Origin of the sequence: Streptomyces lacrimifluminis (assembly GCF_014646095.1) — a bacterium.
Classification (GTDB): Bacteria; Actinomycetota; Actinomycetes; order Streptomycetales; family Streptomycetaceae; genus Streptomyces; species Streptomyces lacrimifluminis.
On record NZ_BMMU01000031.1, the window covers coordinates 1 to 16,411 of the forward strand.

At 66.6% G+C, this 16,411-nt stretch carries 20 protein-coding genes and 1 pseudogene; 8 read left to right on the plus strand and 13 right to left on the minus strand.

Translation table 11 applies throughout. The annotated features are described in order from the left end of the window. Both IEY89_RS32720 and IEY89_RS32725 read right to left on the minus strand, forming a co-directional pair. Nucleotides 1-294, minus strand: a 294-nt coding sequence (locus tag IEY89_RS32720; protein WP_506004856.1) for a WXG100 family type VII secretion target, incomplete at its 3' end; no start/stop codon positions are given. 83 nt (nucleotides 295-377) lie between these two features. Further along, the gene (locus IEY89_RS32725) at nucleotides 378-1,025 is read right to left on the minus strand and encodes a hypothetical protein (protein WP_189151160.1); all 648 of its coding nucleotides are present in this window, start codon (nucleotides 1,023-1,025) and stop codon (nucleotides 378-380) included. 123 nt (nucleotides 1,026-1,148) lie between these two features. On the opposite strand from IEY89_RS32725, the gene IEY89_RS32730 reads away from it, so the two are divergent. Next, nucleotides 1,149-1,502: a hypothetical protein gene (locus tag IEY89_RS32730; RefSeq protein ID WP_189151161.1), complete on the plus strand. Its 354-nt coding sequence runs from the start codon at nucleotides 1,149-1,151 to the stop codon at nucleotides 1,500-1,502. Nucleotides 1,503-1,522: 20 nt separating this feature from the next. Here IEY89_RS32730 and IEY89_RS32735 read toward each other — a convergent pair whose 3' ends face one another. The 9 genes from IEY89_RS32735 to IEY89_RS32775 form a co-directional block, all read right to left on the minus strand. Further along, nucleotides 1,523-1,993 carry a pilus assembly protein TadG-related protein gene (locus IEY89_RS32735; protein ID WP_189151216.1) on the minus strand — a complete coding sequence of 157 codons (471 nt, stop codon included), beginning with the start codon at nucleotides 1,991-1,993 and terminating at the stop codon, nucleotides 1,523-1,525. Nucleotides 1,994-2,007: 14 nt separating this feature from the next. After that, nucleotides 2,008-2,439 carry a TadE/TadG family type IV pilus assembly protein gene (locus tag IEY89_RS32740; protein WP_189151162.1) on the minus strand — a complete coding sequence of 144 codons (432 nt, stop codon included), beginning with the start codon at nucleotides 2,437-2,439 and terminating at the stop codon, nucleotides 2,008-2,010. Beyond that, entirely contained in the window at nucleotides 2,439-2,987 is a 549-nt protein-coding gene (locus IEY89_RS32745; protein WP_373287323.1) for a TadE family protein, read from the minus strand. Before IEY89_RS32745 ends, IEY89_RS32740 begins: the two co-directional genes overlap by 1 nt. Nucleotides 2,988-3,036: 49 nt before the next feature. Continuing rightward, on the minus strand, nucleotides 3,037-3,288 hold the full coding sequence (locus IEY89_RS32750) for a hypothetical protein (protein WP_189151218.1): 252 nt from the start codon (nucleotides 3,286-3,288) through the stop codon (nucleotides 3,037-3,039). A 76-nt stretch (nucleotides 3,289-3,364) separates the two neighbouring features. Beyond that, nucleotides 3,365-4,288, minus strand: coding sequence for a type II secretion system F family protein (locus IEY89_RS32755; protein WP_189151163.1), 924 nt, complete (start codon nucleotides 4,286-4,288; stop codon nucleotides 3,365-3,367). Beyond that, complete coding sequence (locus tag IEY89_RS32760) at nucleotides 4,285-5,289, minus strand: type II secretion system F family protein (RefSeq protein WP_189151219.1); 1,005 nt, start codon at nucleotides 5,287-5,289, stop codon at nucleotides 4,285-4,287. Before IEY89_RS32760 ends, IEY89_RS32755 begins: the two co-directional genes overlap by 4 nt. A gap of 83 nt (nucleotides 5,290-5,372) precedes the next feature. Further along, a complete protein-coding gene (locus tag IEY89_RS32765; RefSeq protein WP_189151164.1) occupies nucleotides 5,373-6,683 on the minus strand; it encodes a TadA family conjugal transfer-associated ATPase in 1,311 nt (436 codons plus the stop codon). Further along, the gene (locus tag IEY89_RS32770; protein ID WP_189151165.1) at nucleotides 6,680-7,597 is read right to left on the minus strand and encodes a hypothetical protein; all 918 of its coding nucleotides are present in this window, start codon (nucleotides 7,595-7,597) and stop codon (nucleotides 6,680-6,682) included. Before IEY89_RS32770 ends, IEY89_RS32765 begins: the two co-directional genes overlap by 4 nt. A gap of 16 nt (nucleotides 7,598-7,613) precedes the next feature. Next, nucleotides 7,614-8,342, minus strand: coding sequence for a hypothetical protein (locus IEY89_RS32775; protein ID WP_189151166.1), 729 nt, complete (start codon nucleotides 8,340-8,342; stop codon nucleotides 7,614-7,616). A gap of 980 nt (nucleotides 8,343-9,322) precedes the next feature. On the opposite strand from IEY89_RS32775, the pseudogene IEY89_RS32780 reads away from it, so the two are divergent. The 7 genes and pseudogenes from IEY89_RS32780 (at nucleotide 9,323) to IEY89_RS32810 (ending at nucleotide 14,586) form a co-directional block, all read left to right on the plus strand. Then, a pseudogene (locus IEY89_RS32780) lies at nucleotides 9,323-9,998 on the plus strand (hypothetical protein). Beyond that, nucleotides 9,995-11,080, plus strand: coding sequence for a hypothetical protein (locus tag IEY89_RS32785; protein WP_189151167.1), 1,086 nt, complete (start codon nucleotides 9,995-9,997; stop codon nucleotides 11,078-11,080). The pseudogene IEY89_RS32780 and the gene IEY89_RS32785 overlap by 4 nt, the downstream one beginning before the upstream one ends. A gap of 103 nt (nucleotides 11,081-11,183) precedes the next feature. Next, nucleotides 11,184-11,471, plus strand: a complete 288-nt coding sequence (locus IEY89_RS32790; protein ID WP_189151168.1) for a hypothetical protein — start codon at nucleotides 11,184-11,186, stop codon at nucleotides 11,469-11,471. 48 nt (nucleotides 11,472-11,519) lie between these two features. After that, nucleotides 11,520-12,875, plus strand: coding sequence for a putative T7SS-secreted protein (locus IEY89_RS32795; protein ID WP_189151169.1), 1,356 nt, complete (start codon nucleotides 11,520-11,522; stop codon nucleotides 12,873-12,875). Nucleotides 12,876-12,888: 13 nt separating this feature from the next. Then, nucleotides 12,889-13,308 carry a hypothetical protein gene (locus tag IEY89_RS32800; RefSeq protein ID WP_189151170.1) on the plus strand — a complete coding sequence of 140 codons (420 nt, stop codon included), beginning with the start codon at nucleotides 12,889-12,891 and terminating at the stop codon, nucleotides 13,306-13,308. After that, nucleotides 13,298-13,975, plus strand: a complete 678-nt coding sequence (locus IEY89_RS32805; RefSeq protein WP_189151171.1) for a hypothetical protein — start codon at nucleotides 13,298-13,300, stop codon at nucleotides 13,973-13,975. The genes IEY89_RS32800 and IEY89_RS32805 overlap by 11 nt, the downstream gene beginning before the upstream one ends. Beyond that, a complete protein-coding gene (locus IEY89_RS32810; RefSeq protein ID WP_189151172.1) occupies nucleotides 13,972-14,586 on the plus strand; it encodes a hypothetical protein in 615 nt (204 codons plus the stop codon). The genes IEY89_RS32805 and IEY89_RS32810 overlap by 4 nt, the downstream gene beginning before the upstream one ends. A 229-nt stretch (nucleotides 14,587-14,815) precedes the next feature. Here the strand turns inward: IEY89_RS32810 and IEY89_RS32820 are convergent, their stop codons facing one another. Beyond that, complete coding sequence (locus IEY89_RS32820) at nucleotides 14,816-15,409, minus strand: hypothetical protein (RefSeq protein WP_189151173.1); 594 nt, start codon at nucleotides 15,407-15,409, stop codon at nucleotides 14,816-14,818. 591 nt (nucleotides 15,410-16,000) lie between these two features. After that, nucleotides 16,001-16,300 (minus strand): WXG100 family type VII secretion target, encoded by a 300-nt coding sequence (locus IEY89_RS32825; protein WP_189151174.1) that lies wholly within the window; start codon nucleotides 16,298-16,300, stop codon nucleotides 16,001-16,003. Nucleotides 16,301-16,411: the final 111 nt, after the last annotated feature.

A 16,411-nucleotide genomic window follows, 5' to 3' on the forward strand; every position in this document is an offset into this window, starting at 1 on the left:
GTAACCCACCAGCGCATCGCCGCACAGGTCGTACGACTTCTTCAACTTCTTCAAGTTCTTCAAGTTCTTCGGCACATCCGAGAACTCGTCCTGGAACACCTCAGCGGTCTTGCCCGCCCACTCCAGCGTCTCGTTCTCCGACGCCATCCCCTTGACCAACCGCAACGCGTCCGCGACATCATCCGCGAAGTCATGCAACGTACGAGCCAGTTGACGCACCCGATCCGGATCACCCGGCGTCGGGTCCTTGTCGAGGTCCAGCACATGCCAATCCGCCGGCCGATACCCCACCATCCCGCAACCCCCGTCACATACACGTCATCAACAACCGTGTGCACACGTGAACCTACAAGGAAGGGTCGTTCGATGTGAAGGAGCTACTCGGCGAACCGGAACGTTGAGGTGATCGCGTCGAAGATGTCGAAGAACGACTCCGCGAGGTCCAGCACCTGGCTGCTGCCCGCCACCAGCGCCACCTTGCCCTCCTGGCCCGGCACCGGGATGAACGTCTGCATCAGCACAGCGCGGATGGTGCGGCCGAGTTCGTCGCCCGGTACGGCGATGTCCTCGACGCCGTACGTACGCGCCGCCGAGCCGACACCGGGGATGTCGACGGTCGTGACCTTGCGCCAGGAGTCGCCCTCCCTCTTCGCCTCCTTGACCGCCAACTGGGCGGCGATGACCGCCGGGTCGGTCGAGAGCGGCTCGCCGTCCGCCTTACGGCCGCCGACCATCGAGACGGTCACCGAGCCGGTGATCGGGGTGTCCCCGCCGAAGCTCTCCGCCATGCAACCGCAGTACAGCGCGCCCGACTTCCACGCGTCCGCCGCCGCCTTCCGCAGGAACTCGGTGTAGGTGTCGCGGTACGGGGCCAACTCCGTGCGCTGCCGCACCCGTTCGTCAACCATGCGCCGGATGGAGTCGTCACGGGACTCGGGGCGCACGTCGAACTCCCACCACGACTCGGGCACCTTGATCCGGAACCCACCTCGCTCGACCGTCTGCGTTTCGCTGTAGCGGGCCATGTCCTCACTCCACCCCGTTCACTCGACCACTCGTCGACTCGATCTCCCGTGCCCGCATCGTTCCGTTGTACGGTGCCGATCAGACGTTGGTCAGACTACGAGGCGCTCCTGGGGGACTCACACATGGGCAAGGGCAAGTCCGACCTCACGCTCCCGCTGAGCGAACTGGAGGAGTACGGCAGCCGGCTGCGGTCCGTCAAGACCCGGCTGAACCACACCAAGAAGCTCTTCGAGTCCTACAAGGACGACATCGGCGACGGCAGCGTGAACAACGCGCTGGAGGACTTCGAGTCCAACTGGGAGGACGGCCGCGAGGACATCACCCAGCAGCTCGACGCCCTCGCCGACATGTCCGACGCCGTCGTACGCGAGTTCAAGAAGCTCGACGACGAACTCGCCAAGCAGGTCAACGAGAAGATGACGACCAAGGACACCCGGGGTGGCGGCGGCCAGGGCAACAGCGGTGGCGCCCAGTGAGCTGAGGGCTACCTACCCCCTCACCCCACCTCGTTCTCCGCCACCGCCTCGCCCCGTACCGTCACGTCCCCGCCGTAGAACAGCCCCGTGAACACCGGTGAGTACGTCAACTGCACCTCGACCTGCACCTCGTCGGCGTTCGCCGCCACGCAGTGGGACGCGCCCGTGTCCGCGGCGGACATGCCCATCTCCTGGGCGAAGGCCTTCACGCGTGCGTCGCAGTTCTGGAAGTTGATCGGGGCTCCGCCCGCCGCGTTGCCGTAGAGGGCTTCGAGGTCTATGTCCTGGGCGGCGTAACGCGCCGCCTGTTCCGCGATGTCCGCCGCCCGTTCCCGCTTCGAGATGGACATGCCGCCGTCGATCACGAAGGCGGAGAGGGAGAGGAAGAGGAGGGCGAAGATGATCACCGCGCCCGCCCCCGAGCCTCGGTCGTCCAGGCGGGCCCACCGACGCTCGGACCAGTCGCGCCAGTCGCGTACGGCAGAGGGCACTCTCGGTCTCGGCGTCACACTGTCCTCCGGAACGGGTCCAGCGGTGAGCTGAAGGTCGCTGTCAGTGTCGTCGGGATGTCCAGGCCGAGCATCGCCAGGCCCCGCACCTCGCAGCTCACCTCGACCGAGAAGATGGTGTCGGGCTCGAAACCGGCGCTGGTCTGGGTCACGGTGACCGGGCCCGAGCAGACGTCCGTCAGGTCGGCCTCGGCCGCCTTCTTGGCCTCCGCCATCGCCGTCACATGATCCTTCTGGATCGACCCGGCCCGGGCCGCGTCCCGCGCCGCCCCGTCAAGTGCCCCGCGCCCGTCGACCAGTTGCCCGAAGGCCACCAGCACCAGGATGAACATGATCATCACGGGGGCGAGGATCACCACCTCGATGGTGGAGAGGCCTCGGTCGCCGTGGTTCCGCGCGAAGGAAGGCACCCAGGACGGCAGGTTCATCAGTTCTCCCCCTCCCGCACGAACCGCTCCACCGGTCCCACCGACTGCGCGTGCACGGTCAGATCGAAGCCCGGGAACACCATGGGCACCCGTGCCGTGATCTCCACGCCCACCGTGTTCTGCTCCGGCTGGAGCATCGTCACGTCCGGCGACAGGACCAGGGTCGGGCCCAGTTGCTGGATGTAGCTGTCCACCACGTCCTGCGCCTCACCCCGCCACGCGCCCGGCTGGTCGTGCGCCATGGCGCGGGCCTTGCGGGCACCGGCCTGGGCCGCCGCCTGGGCCACGTGGTCCGCGAAGAAGTACAGCGCGAACTGCACTGTCGCGAAGATCATGAAGAAGAGCACGGGCGTCAGCAGCACGAACTCGATCGCGGTCATGCCGGAGTCGGACGTACGGGAGCCGGACCTGGCGGAACCGGACGTGCCGGAGCCGGACCTGCCGGAGCCGGACCTGCCGGAGTCCGACGTCCCGGCGTCGCCGCGGGCGGACGCCGACTTCCGTGCGGCCTCCACCCTGCGGCGTACCCATCTGCCTGCGCCACCCACGAGCAACCCCGTCAACTCGACCCCGTACACCCCGTTTTCGTACGTACGATCAGCAGGTGCCGCTTGCCTTGGCGCCCTTGATGCAGTCGCCGACCTTGTTGGCGCCGTCGCTCAGCGCGGTGTTGATGATCGCGGCGACCACGCCGACGATCGCCACGACGACCGCGGAGATGATGACCCACTCGACCGCGGACGCACCGCGGTCCAGTTCACCGGAGCGGGCGCGCTGCACACGGCCCTGCAGGAAGGTGACCAGGAAGTCCATTGCCGGGATCCCGGTGCCGAAGTTCCGTCCGTTCAATCCGTTCATGGTGAGTTGTCCTCTCAAAACATCTTGGGGCATTGGCCATGGGCCATGGGCAGTACGGGAAACGACTTCAGACCTGGAACACGCGCATCGCCGCCGGATAGATCAGGAACACCAGGAACCCCGCACACAGGAGCAGTTGGGCCACGAGCATCGACTGTGACTTCTCGCCCGCGCTGCCCTCGATCTCCGCCAGTTCGCGGTGCCGCATCGTCTCCGCGCGGGAGGCGAGCGACTCGCGGACCTTCGCGCCGTCGTCCGCGACCAGGGCGAGGGAGGCGGAGAGGTCCTTGAGTTCCTCTACGCCCAGTTCCTCGCCCAGCGAACCGAGCGCCTGCCACTGGCTGGTGCCGGTGATACGGGCGTCCGCGAGAGCGTTGCGGATGCGCTGGGTGGCCCAGCCGTCCGACACCTCCGCCGCCGCCATCAACGCCTCGGGCAGACCCCGGCCGCCGGCCAGGCTCATCGACACCAGGTCGAGATACGCCCCGATCACGCGCCGCAGGTCACGCCGTTTGTCGGCAGCGTCCCGCCGTACCTCCAGGTCGGGCAGGAAGAAGAAGACCAGCGCGAAGAGCAGCGCCATCCAGACCGGGATGGCCGGGCTCCTGCCGAGGCCCAGCGTCAGGACGATGACGAAGAGGAACGGGCCGAAGAACAGACCGGCCGCCCCCAGCAGCACCTTAGTTGCGAGGAAGTTCTCCCAACTCCGGTCCAGGACGGCCAGGTCGGCCCGCAGTGAGCGCTGCTCCCAGCCCTGCTGGAAGTAGAAGTCCGAGACGCGGGCACCCACTTGGGCGCGGAACGAGCCGATCCGGCCGGCGTCCTGCGTGCGATGGGCCGACTCGTACGCCGTCCCCCGCGCCCGCATCGCGTCGACGCGCGCGACCTGCGAGACCGCGCTCCGCTTCGACGGCATCAACGCCCGTACGAGGACGTAGATGCCGAGGCCCAGGACGGCGCCGACCAGCACGGGCATGGTCAGATCGTTCATCGACGTACCCCCTCTTCAGCGCCAGCGCCGGCACCGGCCCCGTACGGCGGCTGTCCCTGCGCGCCTTGCACGCCATGCGCTCCTTGCGCCCCTGGGTTCGGCGTCCGGGCCGGCCGCACGAACTGCACGGACGTGTCATCCCGTACCAGGAAGCGTTCGGGCGTCTCGATGGTCGACAGCTTGCGCAACCACCAGAAACCGAGCGCGAACAGGCCGCAGACACAGGCGAGTACGAGCTGTCCGATCGGCGTTCCGTACGGCTCGACGAACTCCCGGTTGAAGATGGCGAGTCCGAGGACGAAGCCGACCGACACCACGACAACGATCTGTACGGAGCGGCGAGTCGACGACCGCTGGGCCATGACGCGCTGACGCATGTCGACCTCCTCGCGTGCCGACTTCGCGAGTGCGCCCAGGACTTGACGCAGACCCGGGCCGCGCAGCCGCGAGTTGAGGATGAGCGCCGCGACGATGATGTCGGCGGACGCGTCGTCGATCTCGTCCGCGAGCTGCTGGAGCGCCTCGGGAAGCGGGGTGCGGGAGCGGAGCCGGTCGACCATCGCGTCCAGGTGCGGACGCAGTACGGGTGCCGCCGCGCGCGCCGACGCCGGGATCGCCTGCTCCAGACCGACCGCACCGGCGATCGTGTCGCGCAGCGACTCCGTCCAGGAGGCGAGGGCCTCCACGCGCCGCATGCCGGCCCGTTCCTCGGCCGCGCCGCCGAAGAGGCGGTCCCAGAAGAAGACGAGGACGCCGGCAGCGATACCGGCCACCGCCCACCGGGTGAGCACCAGCACGGCGAGTCCGACGAGGGCGGCGAGCGAGCCGCGCTGGCCCGCGAACCGGATGAGTTCGTTCGCGCGCTCGGTGGCCTTCTGCTTCTCGTGCTCGGGCTTGACCGGCAAACCGCGGATCGCGACCGCGAGCAGCGCGAGCCCGCCGCCGACAGCGACGCCTGCTCCGAGCGAGTACAGGACCTCGATGGAGAACAGTCCGCCCATGGAGCCGAGCGAGCCGACGGCCGCCGAGTACGTGTGCCCGTACGAGTCCCCGTAGGTATGCATATTGCTGTACGTCGTCATGGTCACCCCCAGTTCCCGCCGGGCAACCGGTACCCGTGCGCGACCAGATCGTCGAGGCAGGAGATGGGCGCGTGCGGCACGATGCGGCCGTCCGGGGTCTCGGCGAAGACCTCGCTGGACAGCACGCGGCCGTCCACGCCGTTGACCTCGCGGACCGACGTCACCATGCGCTGAAGCCGGCCGCCCGTATGGAAGTTGTTGCGCCGCGTGATGAAGACGACGAAGTTGACGGCGCCCGCGACGAGCATCTGGCTGGCCTCGATGGGCAGCCGCTCCGTCGCCTGGAGGGCGTAGGTGGAAATACGGTTGAAGACCTCGTGCGAGCTGTTGGCGTGGATCGTGGAGAGCGAACCGTCGTTGCCCTGCGACATCGCGTTGAGCATCGTCACGATCTCGTCGCCGAGCACCTCACCGACGATGACGCGCGAGGGGTTCATACGCAGCGACCGCCTCACCAGCTCGGCCATCGAAATCATGCCCTGGCCCTCGGAGTTGGGCAGCCGCTCCTCGAACGCCACGACGTTGGGGTGGAGTTCGGGAAACTGGTCGAGGCCCAGCTCCAGCGCACGTTCGACGGTGATGAGGCGCTCGTGCGGCGGGATCTCGTTGGCGAGGGCCCGAAGCAGCGTCGTCTTACCGGCGTTGGTCGCACCCGCGATCATGATGTTCTTCCGGGCGCGCACGGCACAGGCCATGAAGTGCGCGACCTCCGGAGTCACGGTGCCGTTGCCGACAAGATCGGAGATGAAGACTTTCCCCATACGCGCACGACGGATGGAGAGCGCCGGCCGCCGGGTCACGTCCATGACCGCCGACAGACGCGACCCGTCAGGCAGCCGCAGGTCGAGCTGCGGATTGGCGGAGTCGAAGGGCCGGGAGGAGAGACCGGAGTACGCGCCGAGCACCTGAATGAGCTCGATGAGCTCCTCGTCGGACTCGGCGACGGGATCCCCCGCGACCTCGCGCCCGTCCGAGTACCCGACGAAGACCTGGTCGTACCCGTTGATGTCGATGTTCTCGACGTCGACGTTGTCGAGCAGCGGCTGCAGCCGCCCGACGCCGAACAGCGCGGCGTGCACGGCAGCCGCGTACTGCTCCTCGGTCTCGGCATCCAGCGGCGTACGCCCGGCGTTGATCTCCGTCCGGGCATGGTCCTCAAGGATCTGGGCGATGACGGCCCGCGCGTACTGCCGCTCGTCCTCACCGGACATCGGCGTGACGTTGGAAGCCTGGTCGAGCCGACGCTGCTCGGAGATCCGGTCACCGGCTTCCTGCCGGAACCGCTTGACCAGCGAGTGGTCGACAGCGGTCATCGGCCGGCTCCGGCATGGCCGGGTTGACCACCGGCGTGACCGGGCTGCCCGTGCATCGGAGGCTGGTGGCCCTGGCCCGGCACCTGCCCCTGGATCTGGACCTGGCTGGGTACGGTCCAGGCGGCCCCGTACTGCTGATACAGGTCCGAAGTCACCTTGCGGGCCGACCGGATGAGCATCGACTTGTCGAGCCGCCCGCGCTTGCGCCCGGCCAACTGCTCGGCCCCGGCCGGGTCTTCGGCGAGCGTGCCGACGACGCGTGCACCCGTCTGCGCGTGTACGAGCATGTCGTTGACCTGGTTGACCAGCTTGCCCGAGTTGTTCGGATCGGCGATGAGGACGACCCCGATGAGGGGTGTGGCGAGACTGGCGGCACCGCGCGGACCACCGTGCAGCTTGGCGGAGAGGGCGGCGGCACGGTCGCGCACGCGGGCGATGGCCTCGGGCTCGGTACGCGAGATGAGCAGCACGAGCGCGGCATGCGGAAACAGCTCGACGACAGGCGTGTCCCCGCTGATGCGTCCGCAGTCGGCGATGACGTCGGCGGGCGCGTTCGGGGAGTCACCGAGCTGCGCGAAGGCACTGCCGAGGGTGGGCCAGAGCCCGGCGAGCCCGGCGGCCTGTTCGGCGATGCCGAGCCCGACGAGCACTTCGAGGCCACCGCTCAACGGCTGTACGTGGTCCCAGAGTTGATCAGGAACGAGCCCGCGCCGCGCGGTCGCGGCAATCGACAGCATGCCGGTGTTGGGGTTGAGCATCCCGCCGTGCGCGGCGGCACTGCGGTAGACGAGGTCACCGCCGGCCGGGTCGGTCTCGGCGAGCAGCGCCCGCCGAGGCCAGACCGCCGCGAGCGCGACGGCCGCGGTGGTCACGCCGGGTGAGCCCTTGTCGGCGGCAAGAACGATGAGCGCCATGGTTCCGGGGCCGCCTTCAGCTGCTGGGGATAAGCACGAGAGCCACTTGGCCCGCGGCAGCGGCCTGAGCCAGCTCGGCGGCCTTGGTGGCGTCTACGGTGAGGGTGACGGGCAGGTTGGTGCTGCTTATCACCTCACTGTCATCGGCCTTCTTCAAGTCGGTGACCTTCGCCTTGTCCACGATCAGGCTGGTGCCGGCGCCGGACGAGGAGGAGTCAGTGGAGCCCGTACTCGATCCGGTACCGGTGCCGTTGGAGGTGACGCGGTAGGCGGCGACGAGGTCACCCTGCTTGAGGCTCCCCGGGTACTGCCCCTCCTTGAGGGAGAGCCCGACGATGGCCTGCCCGGCGGCAAGGCCGGTCTCGCCGGTGAACATCTGCCCGACAGGAACGACTCCCGCAGGGATCGCGCTGACAGCCTTCAGCTTCATCAGACCGTTCAACTGCTCCCACGGGATGTAGTCGATGCCGTCGTCGGCCGCGACCAGGACAGACGCCGTGTTCGCCTTGCTGACGGACCCCCCGGCCGGGATGGGAGCGGTCACCTTGACGACCTCGATCCGGTCCCCCGCCCGCAGCACGAGCATCGTCGCGCCCAGCGCACCGACCAGAATCAGAAGCACCGCAAGGGCGGCAAGAGCCGGTTTGCGCTCGCGAGGCGGTGCCGGGAGTCGCTCACCGGACATCGGCTGAGCGGGCACCGAGGAACGGCCGCCGCCCGCACCCGTACGCTCTTGGATCTTCACGCAACAGCTCCCCGTACACCCAAGAAAATTCTGCCAATTTACGTGCTAAATAGGACACTTCACTCGCGGCATGCGCGACGCACGCTATACACCCTTGCTGGACGTACCGCCCGATCCGGCCGATTAGCCAGCGCTGGAGTGAGTGTCAAGCCATGGCACCGTATCAGCCGCACATAAGCCCCTCAAGGCGCGTTCTGGATCGTGAACAGCCCGGGACACAACGTTATTCACGTGCAACTTCGACCGTGCGGTTCCCCGTTGAGCACAGCGATATGAATACGAGACCCGCTGTGCACGCGCGAATCCGTTGCCGACCCGACATCCGCAGGCCAGACAACCCGGGCCACCGCCCCACCCTTCACCACGGGTCTGCCATGAGCCCTGCACGATTCGCTCACGCGACGCCGGGACGGGTCCGGAAGAGGCCGCGCCATGATCCCCTACTGCTCCCCTTCAGGGGACGCCCGATTCCGTCGCACGAGGGACATCGGTCACTACCGCGTTCCCTCCCACAGCGCCCCCTCGAAGAACTCCAGGACCTCGTCCAGGCTCATAGAAAGTCACGCTGCTGTCGGAGCCGCACGCCTCCGGATATGGACGGGCTATCGAGACCCCGTACGGGGGAACCGGTCAGCTTCACTCTGGCTACCGGAGAGCGCGTGAAGGTCGACACCAGCACTTTCCCGACGCGGGAAGCGTGACAGACAGCCAGGCGGACCGGGTCCCTGAGGTGCCGGGTACCCCAACGGGCCCGTAGCTGCCGCGAAGACGGCCGAAATATCCTGCCCTCTGACGTCGTCCCACCGTCCGGGCCACGTGCATCCGTGGGTGGACACGATCAGGACACAGGGCGCATCGATTTTGCACCAATAGATTCACAAACACCCCCGCTGTGAAGGCAGTCCAGGCTGGCAGGACCACAGGCGCCCCAGATACCGTCAGGGCTCTCAGCTGTATCGACATCTCACGGGGAGCCCACCTTGAAGCGCCGTTCTTTGCCCGTTGCTGCCGCGCTCGTCGCGTCCGCCGCCCTGCTGACGGCCTGCGGCAGCGGAGACGGCAAGTCCACCGACAACGACAAAATCGCCGGCGCCGAACAGAGCACGGCGACACCGGCAACGTCGACGGAACCCTCGGCGTCAGCGGCGGCGGACAAGCCGGACGGCGTGGACGTGTCCCTGCCCAAGGACATCAACCTGGTCTTCGATTGGACCAAGCCGACCAACAAGAACGAAGCGGCTGCGATGGACGACGCCGCCAACTACATCCGTGCCATCTACCGGGGCGTCGACAAGCGCACGACCAAGGACGCGGCCCTGACCGCCTACTCCACCGGCAATGGGCTGAAGTACGCGAAGACACAGATCGACGTCAGGCTCAAAGGCGACTGGACGGCAACCGGCAACCGGCACCCGGCGCCACTACCAGGCCACCACCCGGTCCGCCTCGAACGGGAACTCGGTGGAGGTCGCATTCTGTGTGGACTCGACCAAGTTCTACTCCAAAGAGGTCAAGACCGGAAAGGTCCTGAAGGGCGCGCCCAGCATCACGGACTTCGACTACTTCAAGATCATCATGGTCAAGTTCCCCACTGGAGACAGTCTGTGGCAGGCGTCCAAGGTGTACGTCGAGGCGAAGGCGGCGAAGTGTCAGTGAACAGGTCACGGCGTGCAGCCCTCAGCACCCGCGCTACTGCCCTAACGCTGGCCTTGGGCATCCTTGCCCTTGCAGAACCGGCCTACGCGGGAGAGCTGCCGGGCAACACCCAAGGCTCGGACACAAAACAATCGGGCGGCAGTGACGACACCGGCATCTACGCCGCCGCCAAGATCCAGTACTCCGGTTCAGTCGCCAAGGGCGGCAACACCGGCAACGTAACGTCGGCCGACGTCAACTGGACGCCCCCCGCCTGCTGGTACGCCCCTTACCTCGGCGCCAAGGACTTCAAGGCGAAGATGTCCAAGAGCATCGAGGACTCGCTGAGCACTCCCGGTATGGGAGGCACCGCAGGCTCGGCGATCGGCGAGGTGCAGCGCCACTACGAGGACGACTACGGCTGGACCGACACCCCCGGCTACAAGGACTACAACGTCGACAAGGACGGTGAGGGGATGTTCTGGGCCGGCGTCGAGAACCCCAACGAGCCGGACGTCCTCAAGCGAACCGCTTGCAGCGACCTCCCCTTCTGGGTGGACAACGGCGAAGCCCCGCCACCGCAGTACGAACAGGCCATCAGCCCGGAGATACTGGCCGGCCTCGCCTACCAGCACATGCAACTCCCCGACACCAAGGTCACCCTCGCCCCCGCGGCCAACACCAAGGTGAACCTGCCGACTTGGGCCTGGCTCGACAAAGCCGTCTTCGACGAGGTCCAGGCGACGGCCGCCCTCAACGCCCCGGGTTTCAACATCCAGGCCACGACCACCGCCAGGCCGGTGTCCCTCAGGCTGGAGCCGGGCACCGAGGACGCAGAGATCTACCCGGCCTCCGGCGAGTGCGTCATCAACGCCGACGGTTCCATCGGCGAGCCCTACGCTCAAGGCAAGTCCAACCTGACACCGCCTTGCGGGCTCAAGTACCTCCGCTCCTCGGGCGACGGAACGTACAAGCTCAGGGCGACCATCACCTGGGACATCGCCTGGACCGGCACCGGCGGCGCGGGCGGCGACCTGCCCAACGGCACCTTCGGCAGCGAACAGGCGATCACCGTCCAGGAGATCCAGGCCGTCAACCGGTGAGCGCGGAACCATCACCACCTGGGTCTCGTACTGCCCATAAAAACCGCCCTGCGCCTACATCTCCACCACTCGCGCCTCACTACGGACATTCGGGGGAATGTCAATGTCGGACCTGATCGTCGATTTCGATCTGCTCAATACGTCGGCAAAACAACTCAACACCATTCAGCGCGAGTTCAAGAACCTCGGCGAATGGAAGGACGAAATCAAGTCGGTCGTGGGAGCCTCCGAACTCAAGGAAGCCATGACCGAATTCATCGACAACTGGGACGACAACCGCAAGCGTCTACTGGAGTCGCTGGAGTCCGTCGGGAAGATGGTCGAGGGGACTCGGGACACGTTCAAGAACCTCGACGACGAGCTGGCCAAGGCCGGCAAAAAGAAGAAATAGAGGCCGTACGTCCCGTACGCCGGCTGAACGCCTTCTTCTGGGGGAGAAATGGCACGACCGAAGGACTGGCACCCACTACGCGAGAGTGATCCCGTACCAGGGGATCCCGAGGGCATCCGCAGCCAGGTCACGCACATGAAGAAGATCGCCGAGTTCTTGCGTACGCAGGCCGCGGCGCTCACGGCGATGGCCGACGCCGACAATCTCAAGGGCCAGTACGCCGAGAAGCTGGGCGAAGACGCCCGCGGCCTGGGCCGTAAGCTCGACGAGGCGGAGGACCGCTATCGCGAGGTGAAGGGACACCTGTCCAACTGGGCAGACGAGCTGGAGGAGTTCCAGAAGAAGGCCGACAAGGCTCTCGGTGACGCTCAAGAAGCCCAGCGCATCATCGACCGTCACGCTGCCAAGGCAGAAGACAAGGCGGACTCAGAAAAGAAGAAGGACAAGAACGGGGAGAGCGGGAAGGACGACGGTACCCCTGCGGAGGACCCCGAACTCAAGCGCGCCAAGGAGGACTTGGAGGACGCGCGGAAGCGGGTCAACACGGCGGCCGGCGACTACGAGGAGCGGGCCGGCCACTTCGCGGGCAAGATTCGGTCGTCCATTGATGACGACATGAAGGACAGCTGGTGGAACGACGTCAAGGGGTGGGTGGCTGACGCCGAATGGCTCGGCGATTGGGCCGAGTATCTGAGCTGGGCCGCGACGATCGTGGGCATCGCCGCCATGTTCTTCCCTTTCCTCGGGCCCCTGGCACTCGCGCTGACCATCGCCGTGACACTGATCCATCTCACCCAAGCGCTCACCGGGAACGGCTCATGGTTCGACGTCATCATGGACATCGGTGCGCTCAAAATGGCACGGAACGGCATCAAGGCAGCCAAGGCGGTCAAAGCCCTCCAGGCAAGTTCCCGAAAGACCGCGGCCGGGCTGGCCAAGGACAAGGCCGCGGCGCAGGCTTCACGGGGAAACGCGGGAGCAAGGAATACCGCGGCCCGCGAGGGGCGGAAACGTGGTGGCACGTCGCGCAAGAACCGTGAAGCTGCCCGCGCCCGCCGCCTGCGCATGGAAGGCGAGAACCGCGCGGCCGGCAAGCGTGCTTCCGACGAGGTGCGCGACGCCGAGATGCCCCAGGTCAACGCGCAGGAAACAGCCGACGCGCTGGGCGACAAGGCACTCGGCCGCCAGATGAAGGACATCAACAAGCTGCGGGACGAGTACCCAGACAGCAGCATCCTCGCCGACAACGCTCGACAGGCAGCGCGCCACAAGGATGTCATCCGGGGCTCGTGGGGTGTTTCCACCGTGCTGGACGTGTCCGACAAGAGCGGGGACGCTGTCAGCGGTGGCGAGTACGGCAGGATGAAGGACGGAATGACCGCGCCCGTAGGCTCGCAATGGTGAAGGAAACCCGCTGATGACCGACGTCCCTGGCACTGGGGAAGCCGACCAGGCCAACCTGCGAGCGCCGAACCTTCTGTACGGCATGGCAGCCGTCAAAGTGGTCTTTATCCTGGCGTTGCTGCGTGTCTTCGTCGGCCCCATGACCAAGGATTTCTTCGACAAGGAACTGATCTCGATGCCGACCTGGGAGTGGGCCCTGTGCTCGCTCACTCCGGGAATCTTGGTCTTTCTGGCGCGGCGCCCGCAGGACTGGGCCTCGTTCGCAGGTGAGCGTAATTTTCTTAGGATTCCGCTGAGTTTCTACTTCCTCTACGGGCTAGCTTTCGCGGTTTTCCAAGGCGTGTGGATCCTCTGGATCGCGGTCGCCGCGAGCATCGGAACCTTCGTGGGCATCCGGTACCTCAACGGCAAGGAGGCCGCCCGTGACCACTGACCAAGCCACCACATCGGATAAAGCCGCCACACTGGTCTCTGGCTACCGTCTCCTCCTCCCCGACCAGTGGGCCCAGATCCCTCTGCGCCACGGCACCGAGGAAGCCATACACCACATCCTTGAAGATGCCTTTACCCGGATTCCCAAGGACGCGCCACCCGACAAGGTTGGCCCGTACAAGCGGGAGCTGGCTCGAAGGTTCCGGCGGGGCGTCGCGCAGGCCCAGCAGACCAAGGGCCTTGACCTCTACCTGCCGGTGAAGCCTATGGGCGGCAGCGAGTTCAACTTCAGCCTGGGCGCCTCAATCCTCGTCTCGGAAAGCGTGCTTCCACGGCGCCCCGGGGCGAACAGCACAGCTGAACCAACCGACGTAGCCGTGCAACTACTGTCCCGTGACGCGGCGGAAGGGGCCGATCTCAGCTCGGGGGAGATCGACGGTGCCCTCGCAGTGCGCCACGAGTACGTGGCCGCAGCCAACCCGGACCGGGGCGCGGAGCTGCCCTCACGGCGGGTGGAATACATCGTGGCCGTACCGGGCGATCCCGACCGCTGGTTCGTGGCCGCCTTCTCCACCATCGGAGGCGGGAACCCGCGCGACGAGTTGGCCGAGGTTCTCGTGGAGTGGTTCGACGCCGTGATGGCGAACTTCCGCTGGAGGCGGGGATGAGCGAGTTCTGGCCGATCATCGACATCGAGTACGTCGACGAGTACAACTGGGTCGTCGTTCCGCCCCGCGCGGGCCCGTCGGCCCCGTTCGAGGAGTGGGACGACATCCAGGCCTGGGGTCGTGAGTACGCGAAGGACCTGTGGGAGGACCGTGGACTCGATCCGGGTCCGAACGGCGTGGATTTCGTAGGCACCACCCTCACCCGCTGCGCCGAGTCCTTCTGCCCGCCCGGCTCGCAGCACTGGCTCTTCCTGCACCTCGACCACCCCACCGACCTCCCGATCCCCGTCTGCGTGGCCATCGGGCCGGCCGAACGTCCCCGCGAGGAGACTCTTCGGTCCCTGACTCTGGCGGACGATCCGGAGGCCGTCGAACCGCCGGTCGTCAAGACCTTCAAGGCCGAGCGGCTGGGGGAAGGCCTGACAACCTTCCGGTACGTCCCCCAGGACGACTCACCGCACCTGCTCGCCTGCGTGCGTTACGCGTGGCAGGTCGAGGAACACGGGGCAGATGTAGTGATGTGGACCGCGATCGATGACATTCCGCGTCTCATGAGCGCCTCCGAGGATCTGGAGAACCTCGCGCACTCCCTGGCGATCTGGATTCCCTGAACTGAAAAGTCTGGGCAGCGGAGGCCACTCGGTCTTGCCTCCGCCGGCCTGGAGAGCGGCGGCGAGAACTGGGTCGGTAGGTCACGGTCAGGCGGCCGTGCGCGAAGCGAAGCGACGGCCTCGGTTACCTCGACGAACACCGCGAAGGCTCCGAAGCGGAAGGCCAGTGTGGCTTCGGCCGGGGCATTTGAGTCGCGTATGGCCACCTGGGCGGACGATGCGGCCCGTCTCAGGTGGCGTCGTACTCCCGGTCCCATCGGCTCTGCCGCACCCCACCCCACGTACCCATCACCACGGCCGCCACCATGAGATACGCGAGCAACTCCCCGTACGAGGCCGTGTCCACGTCATCAACCGGTCGGGCGACGCCTTCGGGGTCGTAGCGGACACGCAGTGTGTCCCCCTCCGATACCGACTCCCTACAGCCGTCTCCCTCCGAAAGTGAAGGCCAGATCTCACGCCCGCCGGACGTCCGCATCATGCACCTGTCGGTCTTGCCCTCCTCCTTGTGCACCACCACGGCCTCGGTCCACCGGCCGCGATCCGCCAACCCGACCTGATCACCCGCCTGTTTGCCGAGCACGCCCAGTACCACTCCCGCGACAACAGGCATGATGAACTGCCACGCGACCTTTCGCTGCTTGAGCGGAATTCGGCGCAGCCACAGCAGGGGTACCAGTACGGCCGCGAACGGCAGCACGATCCAGGCCAGCAGCAGAGCCGCGCCGTCGAAAGGGTTCGGCAGAGGTGCCGCGGGGACGAGCCAGCCCAGTCCTGCGGAACCGCCGGCGCACGCGAGGGCACAGAGAGACCAGCGGATCATCGCGGTTCGCCGCGAGGAGACCTCATCCGCACGCCCTGGGCTCACGTCGGCCCGGGACGATTTCACTGTCATTTTTCTCCGCACTCACCACTCGACGGTCCAGGACAGGAGGGTGACCCAACACGCTCTCGGCGCCGGTCGGCAGCACTCCATACATGAGTGTCTCCAGCCTGGCTCCCGGCCGCCGAGGGAGACAGCGGTCGTCCCTCTGGACGATCGGAGTCACGACGGCTCCCCAGCATCGAGCCGGTCACAGGACAAACAGCTGGTGAACTGGTGAACTGGTGAGCTGATGCGCAAGAAGGGGCCCAACACATCAACGACGGTCAGAGCAGAGAGGATCCGCGCCGCTCGCGCCGAGTCGGCCTCCGCGGAGAGGACGTACTCCGACAACCCCTCCCGAGCAGTCCCCGCAGTGCCCGTAGTTCCCACCCCAACAGCTGACGAGGCCAAAGTCGACGCAGGGGACACGACCGGGCGCCGCCCGGTGCGTACAGCATCCGCTGCCGCACCAGGTCGGCGCCTCGCAGTCCCTGCCTCTGAACTGTGCCTCGGCTACTGCCTCGACTGCCGCTTCGGCAACCTCTTCGCCTACCGCTTCGCCGACTTAGCCAGTTCCTCGTCGATCTGCTCGAACTTGTCCGCGGCCATGGTCAGGTAGTCGCCCATGCCGTCCAGGCCGTCCAGCGTGTCCTTCGCGCCGCGGGTGAACTCCTCGAAGTTCTCGTCGAAGGCCTTCGACGAGCTCTTCGTGACGTAGCCGGACTCGACCAGGTTCGCGATGTACTTGCGCAGGCCGTCCAGCTTCTCCTGGAGCCGTTCCTTCTCCTTCACGACATGCTTGGCAGCATCCCGCATGTCCTGGTATGTGACATCAAGGTCTTTGGCCATGAAGCCGCTCCCTCGTCAAAGTGCCGCAGGGCCAACCCCCGTGGCTTCCCTGTTCCAAGTTCCAACTGGCTGAGGCAGCAGCTTACGGGTGTGGCACGAGTGGAGACATCC